Origin of the sequence: Ancylobacter rudongensis, from assembly GCF_900100155.1 — a bacterium.
GTDB lineage: Bacteria > Pseudomonadota > Alphaproteobacteria > Rhizobiales > Xanthobacteraceae > Ancylobacter > Ancylobacter rudongensis.
On sequence record NZ_FMTP01000004.1, the window covers coordinates 243036 to 262547 of the forward strand.

Sequence of the window (19512 nt, forward strand, 5' to 3'; positions counted from 1 at the left end):
CGCCTGCCGACAACCACGCCGCATGGACGTCGCGCAGGCGCCGGTGCTATGCGCTTTTGCCCGGTTTGCGGGTGGCTGCTGAAATAAAGAGGTTCACATGAGCGACATCTGGTTCCGTACCGGCGAAGCGACGGTTCTCGCTGCCGACGGGCAGTTCACCGACGCGATGCCGGAGGTTCTGATCGGCTCGGTGCGCGGCCCCGCCGGGCATGCCTTCGCCTCGATGATGGGGCAGGTGCAGGGGCACACCCGCATGTTCGTGGTGCGCGACCTGAACCAGCAGGTGCGCCCGGCGACGATGATGACCACCAAGGCCACCATCCACACGCTGGAATATGTCGACCTGCTCGGCGGCGTGGTGCAGGGCGCTATTGGCGACGCCATCGTCGACGCGCTCAGCGAGGGCATCCTGCCGAAGGACCAGGCGGACGAGCTGTGCATGATCGTAATGGTGTGGCTCGACCCGCGCTGCGCCGAGGATGCCAATCTCGACAAGGCCGATCTCTACCGCACCAATTACGAGGCGATGAAGCTGGCGCTGGAGCGGGCGATGACCGGCAAGCCGACGGTGGACGAGCTGATCGCCAACCGCAAGACGATCAAGCACTACGCGCTCGACGGCGTGGTCGAGTACTGAGCGCGGCTTGCCGCGTCACCCGGCGGCGCTGCCGGCCGGGATGACGCGGTGGTCCGCGAGGGTCAGCCGAGCGAGCGGCCGACGATGTCGGTCACATCAGGCGACAGGCCGGGCTTGTCGGCGACGCGCCGCAGCGCTGCCTCGGCCGAAGCGCGCCGCACCGGCTCCAGCGAGCGCCAGCTCTTGAAAGCGGCGAGCAGCCGGGCGGCGAGCTGCGGGTTGCGCCCGTCAATGTCGATCACCGCGTCGGCCACCAGTTCATGGCCGGCGCCGTCGATCCGGTGGAACTGCGTCGGGTTGAGCCCGGCGAAGCTGCCGATCAGCGCCCGCACCCGGTTCGGGTTGCTCCAGGCGAAGGCCGCATGGTGGGTAAGCCCGCGCACCCGCTCCAGCGCCTGCGGTTCGGCGATCTGCGCCTGCAGCGCCATCCATTTGTCGACCACCAGCGGGTCGTCGCGGAACCGCTCATGGAAGGCGGCCAGCGCCGCCTCGCGCGCCTGCGGCGCCGCGTGAGCCAGCAGCGAGAGGGCGAAGAAGCGGTCGGTCATGTTGTCGGCCGTCTCGAAATGCGCCTGTGCCCGGGCGAGGCTTTCCGCCGTGCCGCCGGCGGCAAGAAGATCGAGGCAGGTGTTGCGCAGCGCGCGCTGCCCGGCCGAGGCGGCCTCCGGCGAATAGGCGCCCGAAGGGGCGTGCCTGATATAGGCGGCCTCCAGCGCCGGCGCCAGCGCCGCGCTGACCGCCTGGCGCAGCGTTGTGCGGGCGAAATGGATCGCATCCGGGTCGACATCCTCGCCGATCTCGCGGGCGACGTCGGTTTCCGAGGGGATGGAGAGTGCCTGCGCCACGAAGGCCGGGTCCAGCGTGCCATCGTCCAGCGTCGCGCCAAGCGCTGCGACCAGCGCGTCCGGCGCCGGCAGATCGGCGCCGGCGCGGGCGGCGGCGGTCGCCTCCACCAGATGGCCGAGCGCGATGGTCTGGGCGGCGTCGAAGCGGTTGAACGGGTCGCTGTCATGACGGGCGAGAAACAGCAGGTCCGCCGTCGACATGTCGCTGGAGAGCTTCACCGGCGCCGAGAAGCCGCGATTGAGCGAGGGCACCGGGCGCTGGGCGATGTCGCGGAAGACGAAGCTCTGGCGCGGCTGCGTGACCAGCAGCACGCCGCGTTCGGCATTGCTGCCATCATCGAGGGTGAGCGGCAAATCCTGCCCGTCGGGGCCGACAAGGCCGACCGCGAGGGGGATGAGCATGGGCTGCTTCTCGCTCTGCCCCGGCGTCGGCGGCAGCGTCTGCACCACATCGAGCCGGTAGCTGCGCGCGGCCGCGTCCCAGCTGCCGCTCACCGTGACCTGCGGGGTGCCGGACTGCGCGTACCACAGGGCGAACTGTGTCAGGTCGACGCCATTGGCGTCGGCGAAGCAGGTGAGGAAGTCCTCCACCGTCGCGGCATCGCCGTCATGACGGTCGAGATAGAGGTCCATGCCGGCCCGGAAGCCCTCCTCGCCCAGCAGCGTCTTCAGCATCCGCACCACTTCCGCGCCTTTCTCGTAGACGGTGGCGGTGTAGAAATTGTTGATCTCGCGGTAGCTGTCGGGACGCACCGGATGTGCCAGCGGGCCGGCATCCTCGGGGAACTGGTGGCCCTTCAGCAGCCGGACATCGCTGATGCGCTTGACCGGGCGCGAGCGCGCATCCGCGGAGAATTCCTGGTCGCGGAAGACGGTTAGGCCTTCCTTGAGGCACAGCTGGAACCAGTCGCGGCAGGTGATGCGGTTGCCGGTCCAGTTGTGAAAATACTCATGGGCGATGATCGCTTCGATATTGGCGTAGTCGGCGTCCGTCGCGGTCTGCGGGCTGGCGAGGACATATTTGTCGTTGAAGATGTTCAGCCCCTTGTTCTCCATCGCCCCCATGTTGAAATCGGCCACGGCGACGATGTTGAACACGTCCAGGTCGTATTCGCAGCCGAACACCTCCTCGTCCCAGCGCATGGAGCGCTTGAGCGCGTCCATGGCGTAGCCCGCCCGCTCGGTCTTGCCGGGCTCGACATAGATTCCGAGCGCGACCTTCTTGCCGGTGGCGGTGACGAAATCCTCGGTAATGCGGTCAAGCCGTCCGCCGACGAGGGCGAACAGGTAGCAGGGCTTCGGCCAGGGATCGTGCCACACCGCGTAATGGCGGCTGGTGCCCTCTACTGCGCCGCTCTCCACCGGATTGCCGTTGCCCAGCAGAACGGGCGCTTCCTCCCGCTCGGCCTCGATGCGGGTGGTGTAGACGGCGAGCACGTCCGGCCGGTCAGGGAAATAGGTGATGCGGCGGAAGCCTTCCGCTTCGCACTGGGTGCAATAGGTGCCGCTGGAGCGGTAGAGGCCCATCAGCTTGGTGTTGGCGGACGGGTTTACTACCGTCTCGATCTCCAGCGTCAGCGGCCGCTGCGGCGGGGCGAGCAGGGTCAGTGCCGTCGGGGTGACGACATAAGCGGTGCCGGCCAGCGGCACGCCGTCCAGCGTGATCGCTTTCAGGCTGAGTTCATCGCCATCGAGCACGATGGGCGAGCCTGCGCGCCCCGCCGGGTTCGGCCGCATCGTCAGCCGGGCGACGATGCGGGCGGCGCTGGGGTGGAGGCGCACATCCAGATGCACGGTGTCGACAAGCCAGTCCGGCGGCCGGTAGTCGCCAAGGCGGACAGGCGGGGGCACGGCATCGCGCGACATGGTCGACTCCAGGCAGAAGGCGGGCAGAGGCCCTAGAGGTAAGCGCTTCGGCTCCGTACCGGAAGCCTTGAAGCCCGATCTTGGCGAGGGTCAACGCGTACGGGTGATCTCGACCCCGGCATCGCGAAAGATGCCGGCGATCGGCGCGGAGGGCTTGTGCAGTTCGACCCGGACCTTTTCCACACGCGGGAAGCGGGCAAGCACCGCCTCGGCGATCGCCTGGGCGAAGGCTTCCAGAATGTGGAAGCGGTGGCCGGTCGAGACCTCGTGGATGACCTCGAACACCTTCTCGTAGCCGACGGTCTCGCTGTAATCGTCATGGGCTGCGGCGTCGCCGGCGTCCAGCCACCAGTCGATGTCGACGATGAAGCGCTGGCCAAGCCGCGCCTCCTCCTCAAGTAGGCCATGGGTGGCGTGCAGCTCGACGCCGCGAAGGAAGACGCGGTCGGATTGGATGCGCTCGGCCATGGGGCGCTCGGACATGGGCAGGGTTCCGGTACGTGCGAGGGTGGGTCAGGCGGCGTCGAGGGCGGCGGCGAGCAGGCCGACGGCTACGGCGGGCGCGCAATCCGCCGCCTGGCGGGACAGGGCAGGATCGTCGGTCAGCACGTCGGCGAGGTCGAGATAGGCGAGGTCGCGCCGCTCGGCGAGCCGTGCCGCCATGAACCGACCAACGCCGGCGCCGACCAAAAGTTCGGGGCCGTTCTCCTGGGCGGAGGCGACGCAGTCGAAGGCGCGTCCGATGCGGGCAAGCTGCGCCTCGGCGAGGTGGCGGGCCAGAGCCCGCGCCTTGGGCAGCAGAGCGGGCGAAAAATCCTGGCCGATCATCCGCAGCAGCCGCCGGGCGCTGGCCTCGATCGTCTTCGGCCCGCCATCGGCGCTGGGGTGGAGGTCGGCATCCTCGGCAAGCGCCCCGGTGAGGCGGTGGATATCCGCCGTGGTGGCAAAATGCTCGGCCATCAGCGCCAGCCACCGCCCCTCGAACGGCGCCTCATGGGCCAGAGCCATGACCGGGGTGCGGGCGGTGCCGGTATAGACAAGCTCGTTGCTGGCGAGGCGCTCGGCGTCGGTGAAGCCGCGCGCCGTTACCCGTCCGCTGTCGAAGGGGATGAGGTCGGTGGTGGTCGAGCCGATGTCGACCAGAATGCCGCCGGGTAGCAGATGCGAGAGCACGGCGGCGGCGGCGTACCAGTTGGCGGAGGCGATGTGGTCGGCGTGCTCGGCGGCACGCTCGGGCGGGACGAAGCCCTCCGGCCCGGCGAACAGGGCCAGCGGGGCACCGGCAAGCTCGCGCATCAAGATCGCCGCCGTACCGACCACGCCGGCGCGGCGATCCGGCCACAAATCGGCACCCTCGGCGGTCATGGTGACGGCGGAGGGCACGCCGGGCTCGAACTCGGCGCGCAATTCGCGCAGGGCACCGGCGAGCGTCTCCTCGCCCTTCCACACCGGGCAGGGGGCGATCCGCACGGCTTTCAGCCGTCCATCCTGCCCGAAGGCGGCAAGCTTCACATGGGCGCCGCCGACATCCCATCCCAGGCGGGCAATTCTCTTCACGGCAATTCCTCAGGCACAATGTCGACAGGACGCGCGGGCGGCAGGTGCGGCAGATCCGGCACCACGCCATCGCGAATGAACTCGGCCATGAAGGCCAGAGGATTGACCGCCAGCGCCCGGCGCAGGCCGGCATAGGAGGTGGTGAGGCGCGGATTGACCTCCACCGCCACCGGCCCTTCAGCGGTAGCGATATAATCCACGCCGACCAGCCCGTGCAGCCCCGGCAGCGCCGCGCCCACGCTCTCCCCGAAGGCGCGCAGCGTGTCGTCGACCGGGAAGGCGCCGACGGTGACGCCGGTGAAGCGCAGCGTGCCGTTCGCCCGCACGATATGCTGGCGATTGGCGGTGAGCACATGGGTGCGGCCGCTTTGGCAGAGCAAAGTGAGGCTCGCCGCCTCGCCTTCGATATAGGGCTGGACGACGTGGTCGGCCGCCAGGGGCGGCGTCGGGCGGTGATCGAGAACGCGCAGGCCGAGCCCGCCGGCGCCGTCATCCGGCTTCAGCACGAAGGGCCCGCCCATGCCCTCGGGCAGCGCCTCGAGCGGCCAGGTGGGAACGACCTTCACGCCCGCCGCCACCAGCGCCTGCGCGGTGCGGCTCTTGCTAGCGCACAGGGCGATGGTTTCCGCCTCCGGCGCCACCACGCGCCGGCACTGGGCGCGGAAGTCGCGCACCAGCCCTTCGAGAACGCCGCCGCTCTCCGGCGCGATGGGCCAGCAGCAATCGGCCTCCTGCGCCATCAGCCGCCAGATCGAGCGCGGATCGTCGCCGAGGCGCAGCGCCGTGCTGGTGCCGCGCGGCGGCGCGGGAAAGCGCGCATCATGGGTGGTGATCACCCGCACGCCCGGCAGGTCCTCCAGATCGCAGATCAACGTGTCGCGCATCAGCGTGCCTTCGGCTATCAGCGACGCCGGCAGCTCCGAACCGAGGGCGCCGCCCCCGGTGATCGTTTCAACGACAAAGACCAACATCTACCAAAGTGCCAGAGAGGAACGTCGAAAGTGGAACTTATACCCGTGATCGACCTGATGGGAGGTGCGGTGGTCCACGCACGGCGCGGCGCCCGTGAGGCCTATCGCCCGATCGAGACACCGCTCTCCGCCAGCGCCGCGCCGCAGGATGTGGCCGAGGGCCTGCTGGCGCTCGGCGCCTTCCGCACGCTCTATATCGCCGATCTCGACGCCATTGCCGGCGGCCGGGGCCATGACGCGGTGCTGGAGGCCCTCGCCGTGCGCCATCCCGGGCTCGCTCTGTGGGTCGATGCGGGAGAGGCGTCCGCCGCCGCGCTCGCCCGCCGTGTCGCGGGCGGACCGGGCCGGCCGGTGATCGGCAGCGAAAGCCTTGCCGATCTTGCCGTAGCCAAGGCGGCGCTGGCCAGCGGCGCGGGATTGCTCTCGCTCGACTACGGGCCGGAAGGCCCGCGTGGGCCGTCCGAACTGCACGCCGACGCCAATCTCTGGCCGGAGGCGGTGATCGTGATGACGCTGGCGCGGGTCGGCGCCGGGCAGGGGCCTGACATGGAGCGCCTGTCCGCCATTCTCGCGCGGGCGGACGGCCGGCGCGTCTATGCCGCAGGCGGGGTGCGGGATGCCGGCGACCTTCATCGTCTGGCCAACCTCGGCGTCGCCGGCGTCTTGCTGGCCAGCGCGCTGCATGACGGGCGGCTGTCGCGCGAGGATGTCGCGGCGTTCATGGGGTGAGCAGAGCGCCAGCGAACAGGGTCGCCACGGTGAGGTCGGCGCTGGTGCCGGGGTTGAGGCCGCGCGCCTTCAGGCGGACGTCGAAGGCGTGAAGCGGCGCGCGGCGTATCCCTGCGGGGGCGCGGAAATCCACAATGCCCGCGACCTCCGCCGCCTCCGCACGCACCTGTTCGGCGCTGGCGTCGCCGAATTTGCGGGCGATGTGGCTGTCCGGGAAGGCGGCCATGAAGGTGAGATGCACCGCCTCGGTGCGCGCGTCCGGCTCGGCATCGGCGAGCGCGGCGATGCGGGCGAGACCGATGTCAAACACGTCCGCGAAGCCGCTGACATATTGCCGGGCGATGCGGTCGCGGCCGGCTGCTTCCGCCATGGCCTCGACCAGTCCGATGCGGGCGGGCGCGGCGACATCATGCGCGCCATGCCGGCCGAGCCCGCCCGGATTGGCGGCGGCGATGGCGCGGAAGGCGGCCTGCGCGTCGGTGATGTCGAGGCTGGCGAGCACCGCCTGCAGGTTCACCCGCAGCGCGCCGGGCCGTTCCGCCGCCGCCGCCAACGGCGCGCAGAGGAGAATGATGCCGAGATTGGTGTTGAGGCCGGTCGCCGCCAGCGAGGCCGCCACCGCCGCCTCGATCCGCGTGCCCACACGTTCTCCCGGCGCGGCGAGAGGGGCCGCCGCTGCATGCGCCGCGCGTTCGAAATGCGCCACCTCCATGCCGTGGCCGGCGCTGAAGCGGTGGACATTGCCCGCCTTCAGCGCGTCGAGTTCGGCATGGCAGGCGGCGCGGAAGGCGGCGACGATGGCGTCGGCGTTCATGCCGGCACGGCCACGCGCCGGGGTGAGGCCAGCTGGGCCGCGAGGTGGTGGGCCAGCATTGCTGCGATGTCGACCTCGATCGCCTTCTGCAGGCCCTTCCAGGCCGGCATGGAATTGACCTCCAGCACCTGAAGCTGCCCTCTCGCATCCTCGATCAGGTCTACCCCGGCATAATCGGCGCCCACCGCCGCCGTGGCGCGGATGGCGAGATCATGGGCGTGGGCATCGAAGGGTGCCGGCACGCCGACCGCGCCCTGGTGGATATTGGTGATCCACACCGGCGAGCGGCGCAGCATGGCGCCGGTCACCTTGCCGCCGATGACGAAGACGCGCCAATCCTGATAGCTCTCCGCCTCGGGCGCGGCGACGAAATCCTGGAGATAATACAGGCCGCCGACCTTTTCCGGCTCGGGCAGCAGGGCGCGCGGCGAGAGGCGACGGATGCCGCGCCCCTGGGCGCCGAACAGGGGTTTGAGCACCATGTCGCCCGGCGCGGCGTCGAGCAGCGCCTGCATCGCCGCGCGGTCCTCGCTGACGAAGCTGCGCGGGGTGGGCAGGCCGGCCTGCGCGATCAGAAAGCTGGTCATCGACTTGTCGACACAGCGCTCGACCGCGCGGGCGTCGTTCATCACCTTCACCCCCAGTGCGGTGAGCGCGTGCAGCAGCCCGAGCCGGGCGGTGATCTGCTCGGTCGAGCCCTTGGCGATGAGGCGCACGAAGGCGGCGGCCGGCAGAGCGTCGCCGAGGCCCGGCAGCACCAGCCCGTGGGCGGTGCCGCCGATCGCGAAGCCGCAATCATTTAGAGACAGCACGAGGACGTCGAAGCCCTCGCGCTCGATCGCCGCCTTCAGCCGGCGGGTGTGCCAGTCGGCATCCTCGGTGAAGATGACGACCGTATCGGACCGTTCCAGCCTCATGCGAAGGAGCGCTCCAGAATGTCGTCGTGGAACGCGCCGAAGGTGAAGCTGCGGCCGGTTTCCAGCGCCGTCACGGTGACGCGGGCGGGGCTGAACAGCATCGGGTCCATGGCGTAGAAATCGCCCTTATAGGCGGTGAAGATTTCCGCGAAGGTGCGGCCATGGTCGCGCGAGGAGGAACTGGGCAGGCCTTCCGCCAGCGCGCGGGCCTCGTCCTCCGGCCCGGTGACGAAGAGCTGCACGTCGCCGCCATAGAGTGTGGCGTCATTCGTGCGACCCATGGCGGCGACGAAGTCCGGCGCCGGCGGCGGCAACGGTGAGGCACCGATGCCGTCGATCACCCGGTCGAGCGGGAAATGCAGCGCATGCGCCTTGTGCAGCGCCACTTCCAGCACCCGGGCGACGATCTGCACCGTGCCGGCGAGGCTTGAGGTAGGGGTGAGGATCAGCGTCAGCTTCTCCGGCGCGATGCCGCATTCCTCGGCGATGCGGGCGACCAGCACATCAGGCGGCAGCTTGTCGACTTCCAGCACCAGGCAGGCCTGGTCGGCGCTGTCGCGGTAGCCGAGCTCCTCGAACAGCGCTTCCTTGCCCCACAGCGCGCGGGCCGGGCCCGAGCCGAGGGCGAAGAAGTCGCCTTCCGCGAGGCTCCAGCCGGCATATTGGCTGCCGAGGCAGGCGATGACCGGATCGGCGGTCGTCACCGTCACCATCGTGCCCCAGCGCGGAAACCGCCCGCTGGTGCCGAGGCTGACCGAGCCGAGGCCGCCAAGGCAGATTTCGGCGATGCGCCGGCCGGCTTCCAGCCCGCCGCGCGCGGCGATGCCGGCATCGACGAGGCGGGCGCCGCAGGGGCTTTGGCTTACGCCGAGCCGCAGCGTGGTGGCGTTGGCGACGAGATGGTCGACGAGGGGCGCCGCCAGCGCCGCAACGCTCGGCTTCAGCCCGTCCAGAATAAGGTCCGCCATGGGAGAGTTACTCCGCAGCTGCGCGGCTGGCTGTGTTCAGCGCGCGCGAAAGATGATCCATGCGCCGCGCCAGATTGGCGCGGGCTTCGGCAATGTCGCGCCCGGCTGCCCGCACCGTGCAGACGGGTTCGCCCGCCGCGATGCGCGTGCCCGGGGCGGGACGGTCGGCAGCCCAGTCGGGCAGCGCGTCCCTCAGCACCGTGGCGGCGGGTGCGTAAAATAGGCCGGCGGCCCGGGCCTCCACGCCCGCGCCGGGGACAAGGAGCGGGAGGTCCGGCAGGTCGCCCGCGCAGGCGTCGAGATGAAGCCGCAGCAGGGGCGGCAGCGGGGGAGCATCGAAGATGTCCAGCGTTGCGCCGGGCCGTGGGTTGACCTCGATGAGGTGCCAGCCTTCGTCATGGAGGATGAGATCAGCGCTGGCGAGGCCTTTGAGTCCGACGGCGCCGGCGAGCCGGGAGAGCGCGTCGGCAAGCGGGTGGACGAGGGGGGCCTCCGCATGGATCGGCCCGGCGCAGCCGCCATAGCGGAACGGCGCGGTGTCGGAGGGGGCGCACCATTGCTGGGAGAAAGCGAGCAGGTGTGCCCTTCGGCCATCGGCGAGGAACAGGGCGGAGACGCTGCGCCCGTCCACGAACTCCTGCAGATACCAGCCCGCGCCGCGCGCCCGCCGCGCCCGCCGGATATGGCCGCCGCCCGCACCGCCGACACGCTTTTCCAGCGCGCGAACACCCTCCGGCGCCTCCCCGGGGAAGAACCGGGGATGGGGAATGCCGAGAGCGGCCAGATGCCCGGCGAAGATGCCGGGGTCCTTGAGCCGGGCGAGGGTGTCGGCACCGCTGCCCACGAGACGAAAGCGCGCCGCCAGCTTGGCGACAAGCTCCGGCGCGTCTTCGAAACCCGTGCCGAGCACGAGGGGAACCGCCGACCCGGCATGGCGGTCCAGCTGTTCGAGAAGATCGTCCGGGTCGAGGGCGAAGCTGTCACGGCGGCGCAGCTGGACAACCTGCGAGGCCAGCGCCCGCGTGTCCTCGTCCGCGAACAGGTCGAGGACGAGGGCGCGCAGGCCGGCGCGGCGGGCGCTTGCCGCCAGCCCGCGCGCGGCGATGCCGACAAGGACGACATCGAACGCGCCCTCAGGCCGTGAGGGATCGCGCGAGGACGAAGGCATCTTCAAACCCGATGGTCATCGCCGCCGGGGCGACGCGCATGCGCTGAAGCAGCTCATGCTGCACGCGATATTTGAGATGGCCGATGGTGAGAGCGCCGATACCGAGCGCGCCATGGGCCAGCGGCGTGCCATTGGCGTGGGCGTCGATGCCGGCGATGCCCGAGGGCGGCACGGCGTTGACGTCGGCGGCGACCTTGAGGTGCTTCGCCTCGGCCAGCACGTCGGCGGAGAGGATTTCCACCCCGGCGCGGCCACAGGCCAGCACCACCTCGACCTCCGCGACCAGCGCGCGCTTGTCGTCTTCGCTCTTGCCGCTGGCGCTGGCGAGGTCGACCCCGAAGCGCTGCTTGAAGTCGCGGGCCTTGGCCTCGACCGCCTCGATGTCGCGATGGCTGACCAGCGTCACCTCGGCACCCGCCTGGGCGGCGATGACGCCGGCAATGCCGCCGACCACGCCGGTGGCGCCATAGACCTGGACCTTCACACCCTTCAGCCCCTCCGGGCGGGCGGGGCGCAGCTTCAGCTCGACTTCGGCCACCATGGCGGCGGCGGTGGTGAAGGAGCCGGCCGGGTCGACGAAGACGGAAATCTCGAAGGGCGGGAACAGCACGCTCTTCGCCTTGTTCGCCATGTCGAGCGCCAGGCCCGCATCCTTGCCGCCGATGAACAGGCCGGTACGCGGGGCGGCGTCGGGATGGCGCGAGAACATCATGTCCTGCGTCAGGTCGCCGACCTCGTCGAGCGTCACCCCGGAATAGGGGAGGATGGTAGTGTAGCCGGCATCGACCGCCATGTTGACGTCGAACGGGCTGACGTGGCGAAGCGGCGAGATGATGTGGAGAATGGGGGCGATGTCCGCCATGGCGTGCGTTCCCTAGGTCAGAATCGGGCCTTGCGGCCTCTCGTGCGGAAGATGGGTGAGCGACGCGGGCGGGACGCCAAAACCGTCGCTAGCACTGCTCGACGCAGGCAAGCCATTCGATCCGCGCCCCGGCATTGCTGCCGCGCGCACAGTCGAAAGCCAGAGCGGGCCGGTCGCCGAAGCGGATCCGGGCCTCGCTGAGAAGCTGGTCGGCCTCCTCGGGGCTGCCGACAATGGCAAAACCCGTGGGGCCCCAGGAACTCTGGCCGAGGCCGCGCAGGCCGCGCGCCTCCAGCCAATCCATCACCTCGGCGACGAATGAGCTTGTATAGCGGCCACCCTGGGCACTCGCATAGTGCTCTCCGAGCAGTCGCTGCATTTCGCCCACCGCCGCGGCGAAGTAATCCACATCGCCCTCGGCCAGCGCAGGCAGCGCCACCATCACGGCGAGCCGGGACATGTGGCCGGCCAGCGTGTCGGCGAAAGGCGGCAGGCCCTCCATCGCCTTCACCTCGTCCGGCCCGCTAAGTCCCTGATGGCCGTGGTCATATACCAGCAGAAGGCGCCAGTGCTCGGGGAAGGGCAGGCGCGAGAGAATGGGGGGAGGGGCGTCCGAGCCGCGCTTCTTGCCGCCATCGAGGATCACCCCGCCCTCGGTAAAAGCGCCGATGCCGATGGCGGAGCGGGCGCCGCGACCCAAAGCCGCGCCGATCTCGCGCGGGGACAGGTCGAGCCCGTTGATCAGGCAGAGCCCTGTCGCCACGGCGAGGCCGAGCTGGGTGCCGGAGCCGAGGCCCGAATGAGGCGGTAGCGCCGCCTCGACCGTCACCTCCACCCGCGTGTCGAGGCCGAAGCGGGACGCGGCTTTTTCAACGGCCAGAAGGGCGCGGCCAGCGTCGGGGCCGCTGGCGGTGAGCGTTTCGGCGCGGCGCAGGCGGACCACGGTGGCGGGTCGGTCCAACGCGATGCCGAGGCTACCGAAATGGCGGCCCAGCGTGCCGGCGAGGTCGAGGAATCCGAGATGCAGCCGGCCCGGCGCGGTGATGCGGATCACCGACCTCTCCCGTTCATCCTTGGCCGTCCGTAATTGGCGTGTTGTGGTGTTCACCAGCGTTTCCTCGGCGGCCATGGTAAGGCCCGGAAGCCGTCCGGGACAAGCCGGGTGATGATTTACGGGTTTGCCGGATGCGGCGCGGGCGTGCTACCGAATCAGTCAATGACGCCCGCATCAGAACGGGCAGATGCCGCCAGGAGGACGCCAGGACATGGCGCTGGATCCCAAAAAGACCTTCACCGACAATGAGGTGGAGGAACGCCTCGCCGTCGACCTGCCGCAGTGGAAGCTGCAGGACGGGTGGATTCGGCGCACCTATCGCACCTCCTCGTGGAAGGGGACGCTGATGGTGATCAACGCTGTCGGCCATTTGGCGGAGGCAGCCTGGCACCATCCGGATCTCACCGCTTCCTATGCCTGGGTCGAGGTGCGGCTGATGTCGCACGACGCCAAGGGCATTACCGAGCGGGACTTTCAGCTGGCGAAGAAGATCGAGGATGTCGTCGGCTGGCAGCCGGGGACCGAGGCCGACAGCGCGCTGGAAGGCACGCCGCGCGGCGACCTGAGGTTCGCCTACATCAAATACGACTGATTTGTCAGGTAATTAGCAATGGCCGAGGTTCAGACGATCCATGATGTGGCCTGCGGCTTCTGCGGGCTCGGCTGCGATGATTTGACGGTCGAGGTCGAGGGCCGGCAGGTCCGCGCCAAGGCCCCGGTCTGCCCCGAAGCCGCCCGGCTCTTGCGGCGCCTGGATACCGCTGATCCGATGCCGCGCGTGGCCGGTGAGGTGATCGATCAGGCCGATGCGGCCAAAGCGGCGCATCAGATCCTCGCGGCCGCCCGCGCGCCTGTGATCGGCGGGCTCGGCGTCGACATGGCCGGTGCCGGCGCCGCCGTCGACCTCGCCATCCGCTTCGGCGGGGTGCTCGACCATTACGCCTCGGACGGGCTGTTTCGAAACTATGCCGCCGCCCAGCGCACCGGCTGGCTCTCCACCACGCTGGCGGAGGTGCGCAACCGCTGCGACGTGCTGCTGGTGGTCGGCGACGACCCGGCCGCGACCTGGGGCCGGCTGTTCGAGCGGCTGTTCCCGGAGAAGCCGCTCTTCGCCGGTTCGAACCGCCGCGTGATCTTCCTCGGCGGCGCGCCGGGGGAGAAGACGCGCGCGCAGCTGGCCGGCGCGAGCGTCGTTCACCACGCCACCACCGACGCGGTGGCGGCGCTGGAGGCGCTTGGCAGTTTCACCGCCGGCCGTCGCCCGCCGGGGAGCTGCTTCGGCGGCATCGAGGCCGACACGCTGGCGGGCCTCGCCGAGGAACTGCGCAATGCCCATTACGCGGTGGTGACCTGGAACGCGGCCGACCTTGACGATGGGGACCTCGTCGCCGAGCGGGCCACCGCGCTGGTCGACACGCTGAACGTCACCACGCGCGCCGGCGTGTTCCCGCTCGGCGGGCGCGACAACATCATCGGCGTCAACCAGCTGCTGCTGTGGCGGCTCGGCTATCCCCTGCGCACCGCCGTGCAGGGGCAGGCGAGCAGCCATGACGGCACGCTGTTCGCCACGCAGGCGGCGCTGGCCGATGCCGATGTGCTGGTGTGGATCTCGGCCTTCCGGCCGGAGCCGCCGCCGGCCTTCGGCGGCAAGATCATTGCTCTTGCCCATCCCGAGACAGTATTCGACAAGGAACCTGATGTTCTCATCCCTGTGGGCACCCCCGGCGTCGACCATGCCGGCACGGCGTTCCGCATGGATTCCATCGTAAGCCTGCCGCTCGGCGCCTTGCGCGTCGCGACGCTTCCTAGCGTCGCCGAGGCTGTGCGTTGCATAGCGGAGGGGTAAATGAGACTGCGGTTGAAGGGCGGGCGTGTGCTCGACCCTGCCAATGGCGAGAACGGGGTCGCCAGCGGCACCGTGCGCGACATCGAGATCGAGGACGGGCGCATCGTCGCCGCCACCGATCTGCGGGCTGACGCCGAATATGACCTTGGCGGCGATGTCGTCATGGCCGGCGGCATCGATCTGCACAGCCACATCGCCGGCGGCAAGATGAACCTGGCCCGCCTGCTGATGCAGGAAGACCGGCGGGCCTTCCCCGAAATGCCGGGCAATTTCTGCGGCTGCGGCGGCGGACGGGCGGTGCCGACCGCGCATGCCACCGGCTGCCGCTATGCCGAACTTGGCTACACCACGGTGTTCGAGCCGGCCATGGTCGGCGCCAATGCGCGCGCCGCGCATCTGGAAATGGCCGATATTCCCAATCTCGACACCGGCGCCTATCTGGTGCTCGGCAATGACGATTATTTCCAGCGCCTGCTGGCCGCCGGGGCCGGGCAGGAGCAGGTGAACGCCTATGTCGGCTGGATGATCGAGGCGACGCAGGCCTTCGCCATCAAGATCGTCAATCCCGGCGGCATCAACGCCTTCAAGTTCAACGCCCGCAAGATGGACCTCGACGAGGCCAACCCGCATTACGCGGTGACGCCGCGCAAGGTGCTGACCACGCTGATCCGGGCGGTGACGGAACTCGGCCTGCCGCACCCGATCCATCTGCATGGCTGCAATCTCGGCGTGCCGGGCAATGACGAGACCACGCTCGCCACCATGCTCGCCACCGAGGGGCGGCGGCTGCACCTGACCCATCTGCAGTTCCATTCCTACGGCACGGAAGGCGACAAGCGCTTTTCCTCCTCGGCGGCGCGCATCGCCGAGATGGTGAACGCGAACCCGAACATCTCGGTCGATGTCGGGCAGGTGATGTTCGGCCAGACCATCACCGCGTCCGCCGACTACATGTCGCAATACCGCAATCGCGGACTCGCCAGCCCGAAGAAGTCCATCGGCATGGATATCGAGCTGGACGCCGCCTGCGGCGTGGTGCCGTTCGAGTACAAGGACAAGTCCTTCGTCAATGCGCTGCAATGGGCGATCGGGCTGGAGCTGTTCCTGCTGGTGGAGGACCCCTGGCGGATCTTCCTCACCACCGACCATCCCAATGGCGGGCCGTTCACCACCTATCCGCACCTGATCCGCCTGCTGATGGACCGCGATTTCCGCAACGCCCAGCTGGCGACGCTGAACAAGGCGGCGCAGGCGCACACGCTGCTGGCGCAGATCAAGCGCGAATATTCGCTGGAGGAGGTCGCCATCCTCACCCGCGCGGCGCCCGCCCGCATTCTCGGCCTCACCGACAAGGGCCATCTGGGCCCCGGCGCGGTGGCCGACATCGCCGTGCACACGGAGGACGCCGACCGCGAGGCGATGTTCTCGACCACCCGCATGGTGTTCAAGAACGGCCGGCTGATCGTGAAGGACGGCGTGGTGGTGGAACTGGCGCAGGGCACCACCCATGTCGCCCGCCCCGAGTTCGACCGCTCGGTCGACAAGGATATGCAGCGCTGGTTCGATGAATCGGTGGGGCTGAAGTCGAAGCATTTCCGCATCGCCGATGGCGAATTGCGGGGCGGCGCCGGGCCGACCATCCTCAAATGCGAAGGGGTGGCGTCGTGAGGAGTGTCGTTCTCGTTCAACATCCTTCGAGGCTCGCGGAGCCTGTCCTCGGGCTTGCCGGAGGCAAGACCCGTGGGCTCGCACCTCAGGATGATGTGGTTTTCCTGGATGAACGTCATCCTGAGGTGCCGGCCGCAGGCTGGCCTCGAAGGATAGTCGTGGAGGGCGCCCGATGATCCTCAATGGCGTCGAGATCCGCGACACGTTCGCGGAAGCCTTTCCGATGGTGGGCACGCGGCTCATCATCACCGCCGACACGCCGGAATGGGCGCTGATCGCCGGCCGCACCACCACCGGCTTTGCCACCTCGGTGATCGGCTGCGGCTGCGAGGCGGGCATCGAGCGCACGCTCAATCCCGAGGAGACGCCGGACGGGCGTCCGGGCGTTTCCCTGCTGATCTTCGCGATGGATTTCGGCTCGCTGAAGAAGGTGGTGCCGCTGCGCCTCGGCCAGTGCGTGCTGACCTGCCCGACCACGGCCTGCTATGCCGGCATCGACACCGGCAAGCGGGTGCCACTGGCGAAAACCATCCGCTATTTCGCCGACGGGCACCAGATTTCCAAGAAGATCGGCGGGAGCAAAGGCGAGGGGATGCGCTTCTGGCGCCTGCCTGTCATGGAGGGCGAGTTCGTCTGCGACGAGGACACCGGCTCGGTCGAGGGCGTGGGCGGCGGCAATTTTCTCATCCTCGCCCGCTCGCGGGGGGAAGCCCTTAAGGCTGCCGAGACGGCGGTGGCGGCGATGGTTCAGGTGCCCGGCATCATCCTGCCCTTCCCCGGCGGGGTGGTGCGCTCGGGCTCCAAGGTCGGCTCGAAATACAAGGGCCTGTTCGCCTCCACCAACGACGCCTATTGCCCGACCCTGCGCGGCACGGTGCCGAGCCAGCTGCCCGACGAGGTCGGTTCGGTGCTGGAGATCGTCATTGACGGGATGAGCTTCGCGGCGGTGGCGGAAGCGACACGGGTCGGCATCACGGCGGTCTGCGCCATCGGTGCCGAGGGCGGCGTGGTGGCGATCGACGCCGGCAATTATGGCGGCAATCTCGGCCCCTTCCACTTCAAGCTGCGCGAGATCATGCAGAACGGCGCGGGAGAGACGGCATGACCGGGGTTTCCCTCAAGCCGCGGGCGCCGTTCGAGGCGCGGGTCGACCTCTCCGGCCTCACGCCCGAAGTCACCGGCCCGCTGTCGCTGCGCGAACTGGAGCATCGCGAGGTGCCGTGCGGCGGGCGCAGCGTGAAGCTGGCAGAGCTGTTCTTCGTCGAGGGCGCGCCGGACGGCGTGCTGCTGGTCGAGCTCGGGGATGTCAGGCTCGACGGCGTCGGCGCCGGCATGACCAAGGGCGAGCTGATCGTCGACGGCACGGTCGGCGCCCATGCCGGGCGCGGCATGAGCGGCGGCATGCTGCGGATTGGCGGCGATGCCGGCGATTTTCTAGGCAGTGAGATGTCCGGCGGGCGGATCGAACTCGCGGGGAATGCGGGCTCGCATGCCGGCGCGGCCGGCTCCGGGGCGCGGCGCGGCCTCTCCGGCGGGGTGCTGCAGATCGGCGGACATGCCGGCCCGCACGCGGCCGAGCGCCAGCGCGGCGGCCTCATCACCATTGCCGGCGATGCCGGCGAGGGCCTCGCCACCGGCATGATCGCCGGCACGGTGAGCGTCGGCGGCACCATTGGGCCGCTGGCCGGGCGCGGCATGAAGCGCGGGACGATCTTCGTCAACGCGGCGCCCGAGCTGCCGGCCGGCTTCATCGACACCGGCACGCATGAGCTGGTGGCGCTGCGCCTCATCGCCCGCCGGGTGCCGGAGCTTTCCGCCCTGCTGGGCGGCTGGACGCGCGCGCGCCGGATCGTCGGCGACACGCTGATCGGCGGGCAGGGCGAAGTGCTGGCGGGGGCGTAGGGGCTGCCCCGTCATCCCGGACCGGCCACAGGGCCGATCCGGGACGAGGTTGCCCCCGTCCTACAGCAGCGTGCCGTTCAGGATCACCATGGCGACGGTGAAATAGATCACCAGCCCGGTCACGTCGACGAAGGTGGCGACGAACGGCGCCGAGGCGCTGGCGGGGTCGAAGCCGGCGCGGCGCAGCACGAAGGGCAGCATCGAGCCGATCAGCGAGCCGAAGGTGACGATGGCGACCAGCGCCGCGCCCACCGTCGCCGCCACCAGCATCCAGTACTCGCCATAATCATGGAAGCCGGCGAGCTGCCAGACGGTGATGCGGGTCATGCCGAGCGTGGCGAGGATGGAGCCGAGCACGAGGCCCGAGGGCAGCTCGCGCAGCGCCACCCGCCACCAGTCCTTCAGCTTGATCTCGCCCAGCGCCAGCGCCCGGATGATCAGCGAGGTGGCCTGCGAGCCGGAATTGCCGCCCGAGCTCATGATCAGCGGGATGAACAGGGTGAGCACGATGGCGCGCTCCAGCTCATCCTCGAAATGCTGCATCGCGTTGGCGGTGAGCATCTCGCCGAGGAACAGGATGGAGAGCCAGCCGCCGCGCTTCTTCAGCATGTTGAAGAAGCCGATTTCCATATAGGGCTCGTCCAGCGCTTCCATGCCGCCGAATTTCTGCGCGTCCTCGGTGCCTTCCTCGATGATGGCGTCGATCATGTCGTCGACGGTGACGATGCCGAGCACCTGCTCGTTCGCGTCCACCACGGGCACGGCCAGCAGGTCGTATTTGGTGATGAGCCGGGCGACATCCTCGCGGTCCATCAGCGGGTCGGTGGTGATGGGATCATGCCGGGGCGCCACGTCGAGGATCGGCTGCTCGGGCTCGCCGGTGATTAGGCGGCGCAGTGTTACCGCCTTGAGCAGCTTGTGCGAGACCGGATCGAGCACATAGATCGCGTAGATCGTTTCGCGGGTGCGCTCGATTTCGCGGATATGGCGCAGCGTCTCGCCCACCGTCCAGGACGCGGGCACGGTGACGAATTCGGTCGTCATCAGGCTGCCGGCGCTGTGCTCGGGCCAGGCGAGCAGGCGATTCAGCTCGGTCTGGGTTTCCACCGGCAGGCGGGCGAACAGATGCGAGCGGGCGGGCTCGTCCATCCAGCGGAACAGGTCCGCCGCGCGGTCGGCCGACATGTCGGAGATAAGGCGCACCGCCTCCTCGACCGGCAGCGCTTCGATCAGTTCGCTGGTGAGGTCGACATCGGGGCCGTCAAGCACCTCCACCTGCTGCTCGCGCGGCAGGCTGGCGAGCAGGGCGGAGGCGGTCCTCGGCTCGTGCTCGTCAAGCGCTTCGGCAATGTCGGCGGGGTGCTCTTCGGCGAGCTCGGCCGCGAGGGCTGCGGTGTCCACGACGATGTCGTCGCGGCGGTCTTCCGTCCGGTCGTCCATTTCGGCTCTCTTTCCGCTGTCCTGCCTTTAGCAGGCGGGCGCGGGGAGCCGAGACCGGGTCACGCCCGGGGCCGGTTCACAGCGCCAGCCGCCAGGGGCCGGGCAATCGACTGGTACTGTCGCTGGGCATGTCTACGGTATTCCGGTGGCGGCGCGGTGACACGCGGCGGGCGGGGAATGAACCTGCGGGGTGGTAAAGTCAAGGCGGACCATCGCCGCCGCGGTGCCCCGCGTGTCCCGGACGCCTGCAGCGCCAGCGGAAGGCGAT

General features: G+C 69.4%; 18 protein-coding genes. 7 read left to right on the forward strand and 11 right to left on the reverse strand.

The window, feature by feature from the left end; translation table 11 throughout:
• The first annotated feature begins 97 nt into the window (after nucleotides 1–97).
• Nucleotides 98–637: a formaldehyde-activating enzyme gene (fae, locus tag BLO63_RS12385; RefSeq protein WP_018389907.1), complete on the forward strand. Its 540-nt coding sequence runs from the start codon at nucleotides 98–100 to the stop codon at nucleotides 635–637.
• A 62-nt stretch (nucleotides 638–699) separates the two neighbouring features.
• On the opposite strand, the gene pepN is transcribed toward fae, so the two are convergent.
• The 4 genes from pepN to BLO63_RS12405 form a co-directional block, all read right to left on the reverse strand.
• The gene (gene pepN, locus BLO63_RS12390) at nucleotides 700–3348 is read right to left on the reverse strand and encodes an aminopeptidase N (RefSeq protein ID WP_091440915.1); all 2649 of its coding nucleotides are present in this window, start codon (nucleotides 3346–3348) and stop codon (nucleotides 700–702) included.
• 90 nt (nucleotides 3349–3438) lie between these two features.
• Nucleotides 3439–3831: a dihydroneopterin aldolase gene (folB, locus tag BLO63_RS12395; RefSeq protein WP_091440918.1), complete on the reverse strand. Its 393-nt coding sequence runs from the start codon at nucleotides 3829–3831 to the stop codon at nucleotides 3439–3441.
• A 30-nt stretch (nucleotides 3832–3861) separates the two neighbouring features.
• Nucleotides 3862–4905, reverse strand: coding sequence for a hydantoinase/oxoprolinase family protein (locus BLO63_RS12400; protein ID WP_091440921.1), 1044 nt, complete (start codon nucleotides 4903–4905; stop codon nucleotides 3862–3864).
• Nucleotides 4902–5876: an ATP-grasp domain-containing protein gene (locus BLO63_RS12405; RefSeq protein WP_091440922.1), complete on the reverse strand. Its 975-nt coding sequence runs from the start codon at nucleotides 5874–5876 to the stop codon at nucleotides 4902–4904. The genes BLO63_RS12400 and BLO63_RS12405 overlap by 4 nt, the downstream gene beginning before the upstream one ends.
• 30 nt (nucleotides 5877–5906) lie before the next feature.
• Here BLO63_RS12405 and BLO63_RS12410 point away from each other — a divergent pair, with 30 nt between their 5' ends.
• Nucleotides 5907–6605 (forward strand): HisA/HisF-related TIM barrel protein, encoded by a 699-nt coding sequence (locus BLO63_RS12410; protein WP_244517847.1) that lies wholly within the window; start codon nucleotides 5907–5909, stop codon nucleotides 6603–6605.
• Here BLO63_RS12410 and BLO63_RS12415 read toward each other — a convergent pair.
• The 6 genes from BLO63_RS12415 to BLO63_RS12440 form a co-directional block, all read right to left on the reverse strand.
• A complete protein-coding gene (locus BLO63_RS12415; RefSeq protein WP_091440927.1) occupies nucleotides 6595–7419 on the reverse strand; it encodes a triphosphoribosyl-dephospho-CoA synthase in 825 nt (274 codons plus the stop codon). The genes BLO63_RS12410 and BLO63_RS12415 overlap by 11 nt on opposite strands.
• Nucleotides 7416–8336 (reverse strand): RimK family alpha-L-glutamate ligase, encoded by a 921-nt coding sequence (locus BLO63_RS12420; protein WP_091440929.1) that lies wholly within the window; start codon nucleotides 8334–8336, stop codon nucleotides 7416–7418. Before BLO63_RS12420 ends, BLO63_RS12415 begins: the two co-directional genes overlap by 4 nt.
• Nucleotides 8333–9304 (reverse strand): methenyltetrahydromethanopterin cyclohydrolase, encoded by a 972-nt coding sequence (gene mch / locus BLO63_RS12425; RefSeq protein WP_091440932.1) that lies wholly within the window; start codon nucleotides 9302–9304, stop codon nucleotides 8333–8335. The genes BLO63_RS12420 and mch overlap by 4 nt, the downstream gene beginning before the upstream one ends.
• Nucleotides 9305–9311: 7 nt before the next feature.
• Nucleotides 9312–10472, reverse strand: coding sequence for an ATP-grasp domain-containing protein (locus BLO63_RS12430; RefSeq protein WP_091440935.1), 1161 nt, complete (start codon nucleotides 10470–10472; stop codon nucleotides 9312–9314).
• Nucleotides 10438–11334 carry an NAD(P)-dependent methylenetetrahydromethanopterin dehydrogenase gene (locus BLO63_RS12435; protein WP_091440937.1) on the reverse strand — a complete coding sequence of 299 codons (897 nt, stop codon included), beginning with the start codon at nucleotides 11332–11334 and terminating at the stop codon, nucleotides 10438–10440. The genes BLO63_RS12430 and BLO63_RS12435 overlap by 35 nt, the downstream gene beginning before the upstream one ends.
• 88 nt (nucleotides 11335–11422) lie before the next feature.
• Nucleotides 11423–12463 carry a beta-ribofuranosylaminobenzene 5'-phosphate synthase family protein gene (locus BLO63_RS12440; RefSeq protein WP_091440940.1) on the reverse strand — a complete coding sequence of 347 codons (1041 nt, stop codon included), beginning with the start codon at nucleotides 12461–12463 and terminating at the stop codon, nucleotides 11423–11425.
• A gap of 136 nt (nucleotides 12464–12599) precedes the next feature.
• Between BLO63_RS12440 and BLO63_RS12445 the strand changes: the two genes are divergently transcribed.
• From BLO63_RS12445 to BLO63_RS12465, 5 genes are all read left to right on the forward strand, one after another.
• The gene (locus tag BLO63_RS12445) at nucleotides 12600–12980 is read left to right on the forward strand and encodes a 4a-hydroxytetrahydrobiopterin dehydratase (RefSeq protein ID WP_018389919.1); all 381 of its coding nucleotides are present in this window, start codon (nucleotides 12600–12602) and stop codon (nucleotides 12978–12980) included.
• Between the two features lie 18 nt (nucleotides 12981–12998).
• Nucleotides 12999–14234, forward strand: coding sequence for a formylmethanofuran dehydrogenase (locus BLO63_RS12450; protein ID WP_091440943.1), 1236 nt, complete (start codon nucleotides 12999–13001; stop codon nucleotides 14232–14234).
• Nucleotides 14235–15902 (forward strand): formylmethanofuran dehydrogenase subunit A, encoded by a 1668-nt coding sequence (locus tag BLO63_RS12455; protein ID WP_091440945.1) that lies wholly within the window; start codon nucleotides 14235–14237, stop codon nucleotides 15900–15902.
• A 172-nt stretch (nucleotides 15903–16074) separates the two neighbouring features.
• Nucleotides 16075–17007: a formylmethanofuran--tetrahydromethanopterin N-formyltransferase gene (gene fhcD / locus BLO63_RS12460; RefSeq protein ID WP_091440947.1), complete on the forward strand. Its 933-nt coding sequence runs from the start codon at nucleotides 16075–16077 to the stop codon at nucleotides 17005–17007.
• Nucleotides 17004–17804, forward strand: a complete 801-nt coding sequence (locus BLO63_RS12465; RefSeq protein ID WP_091440949.1) for a formylmethanofuran dehydrogenase subunit C — start codon at nucleotides 17004–17006, stop codon at nucleotides 17802–17804. The genes fhcD and BLO63_RS12465 overlap by 4 nt, the downstream gene beginning before the upstream one ends.
• A gap of 60 nt (nucleotides 17805–17864) precedes the next feature.
• Here the strand turns inward: BLO63_RS12465 and mgtE are convergent, their stop codons facing one another.
• Nucleotides 17865–19244, reverse strand: coding sequence for a magnesium transporter (gene mgtE / locus BLO63_RS12470; RefSeq protein WP_091440951.1), 1380 nt, complete (start codon nucleotides 19242–19244; stop codon nucleotides 17865–17867).
• Between the last annotated feature and the right edge of the window lie 268 nt (nucleotides 19245–19512).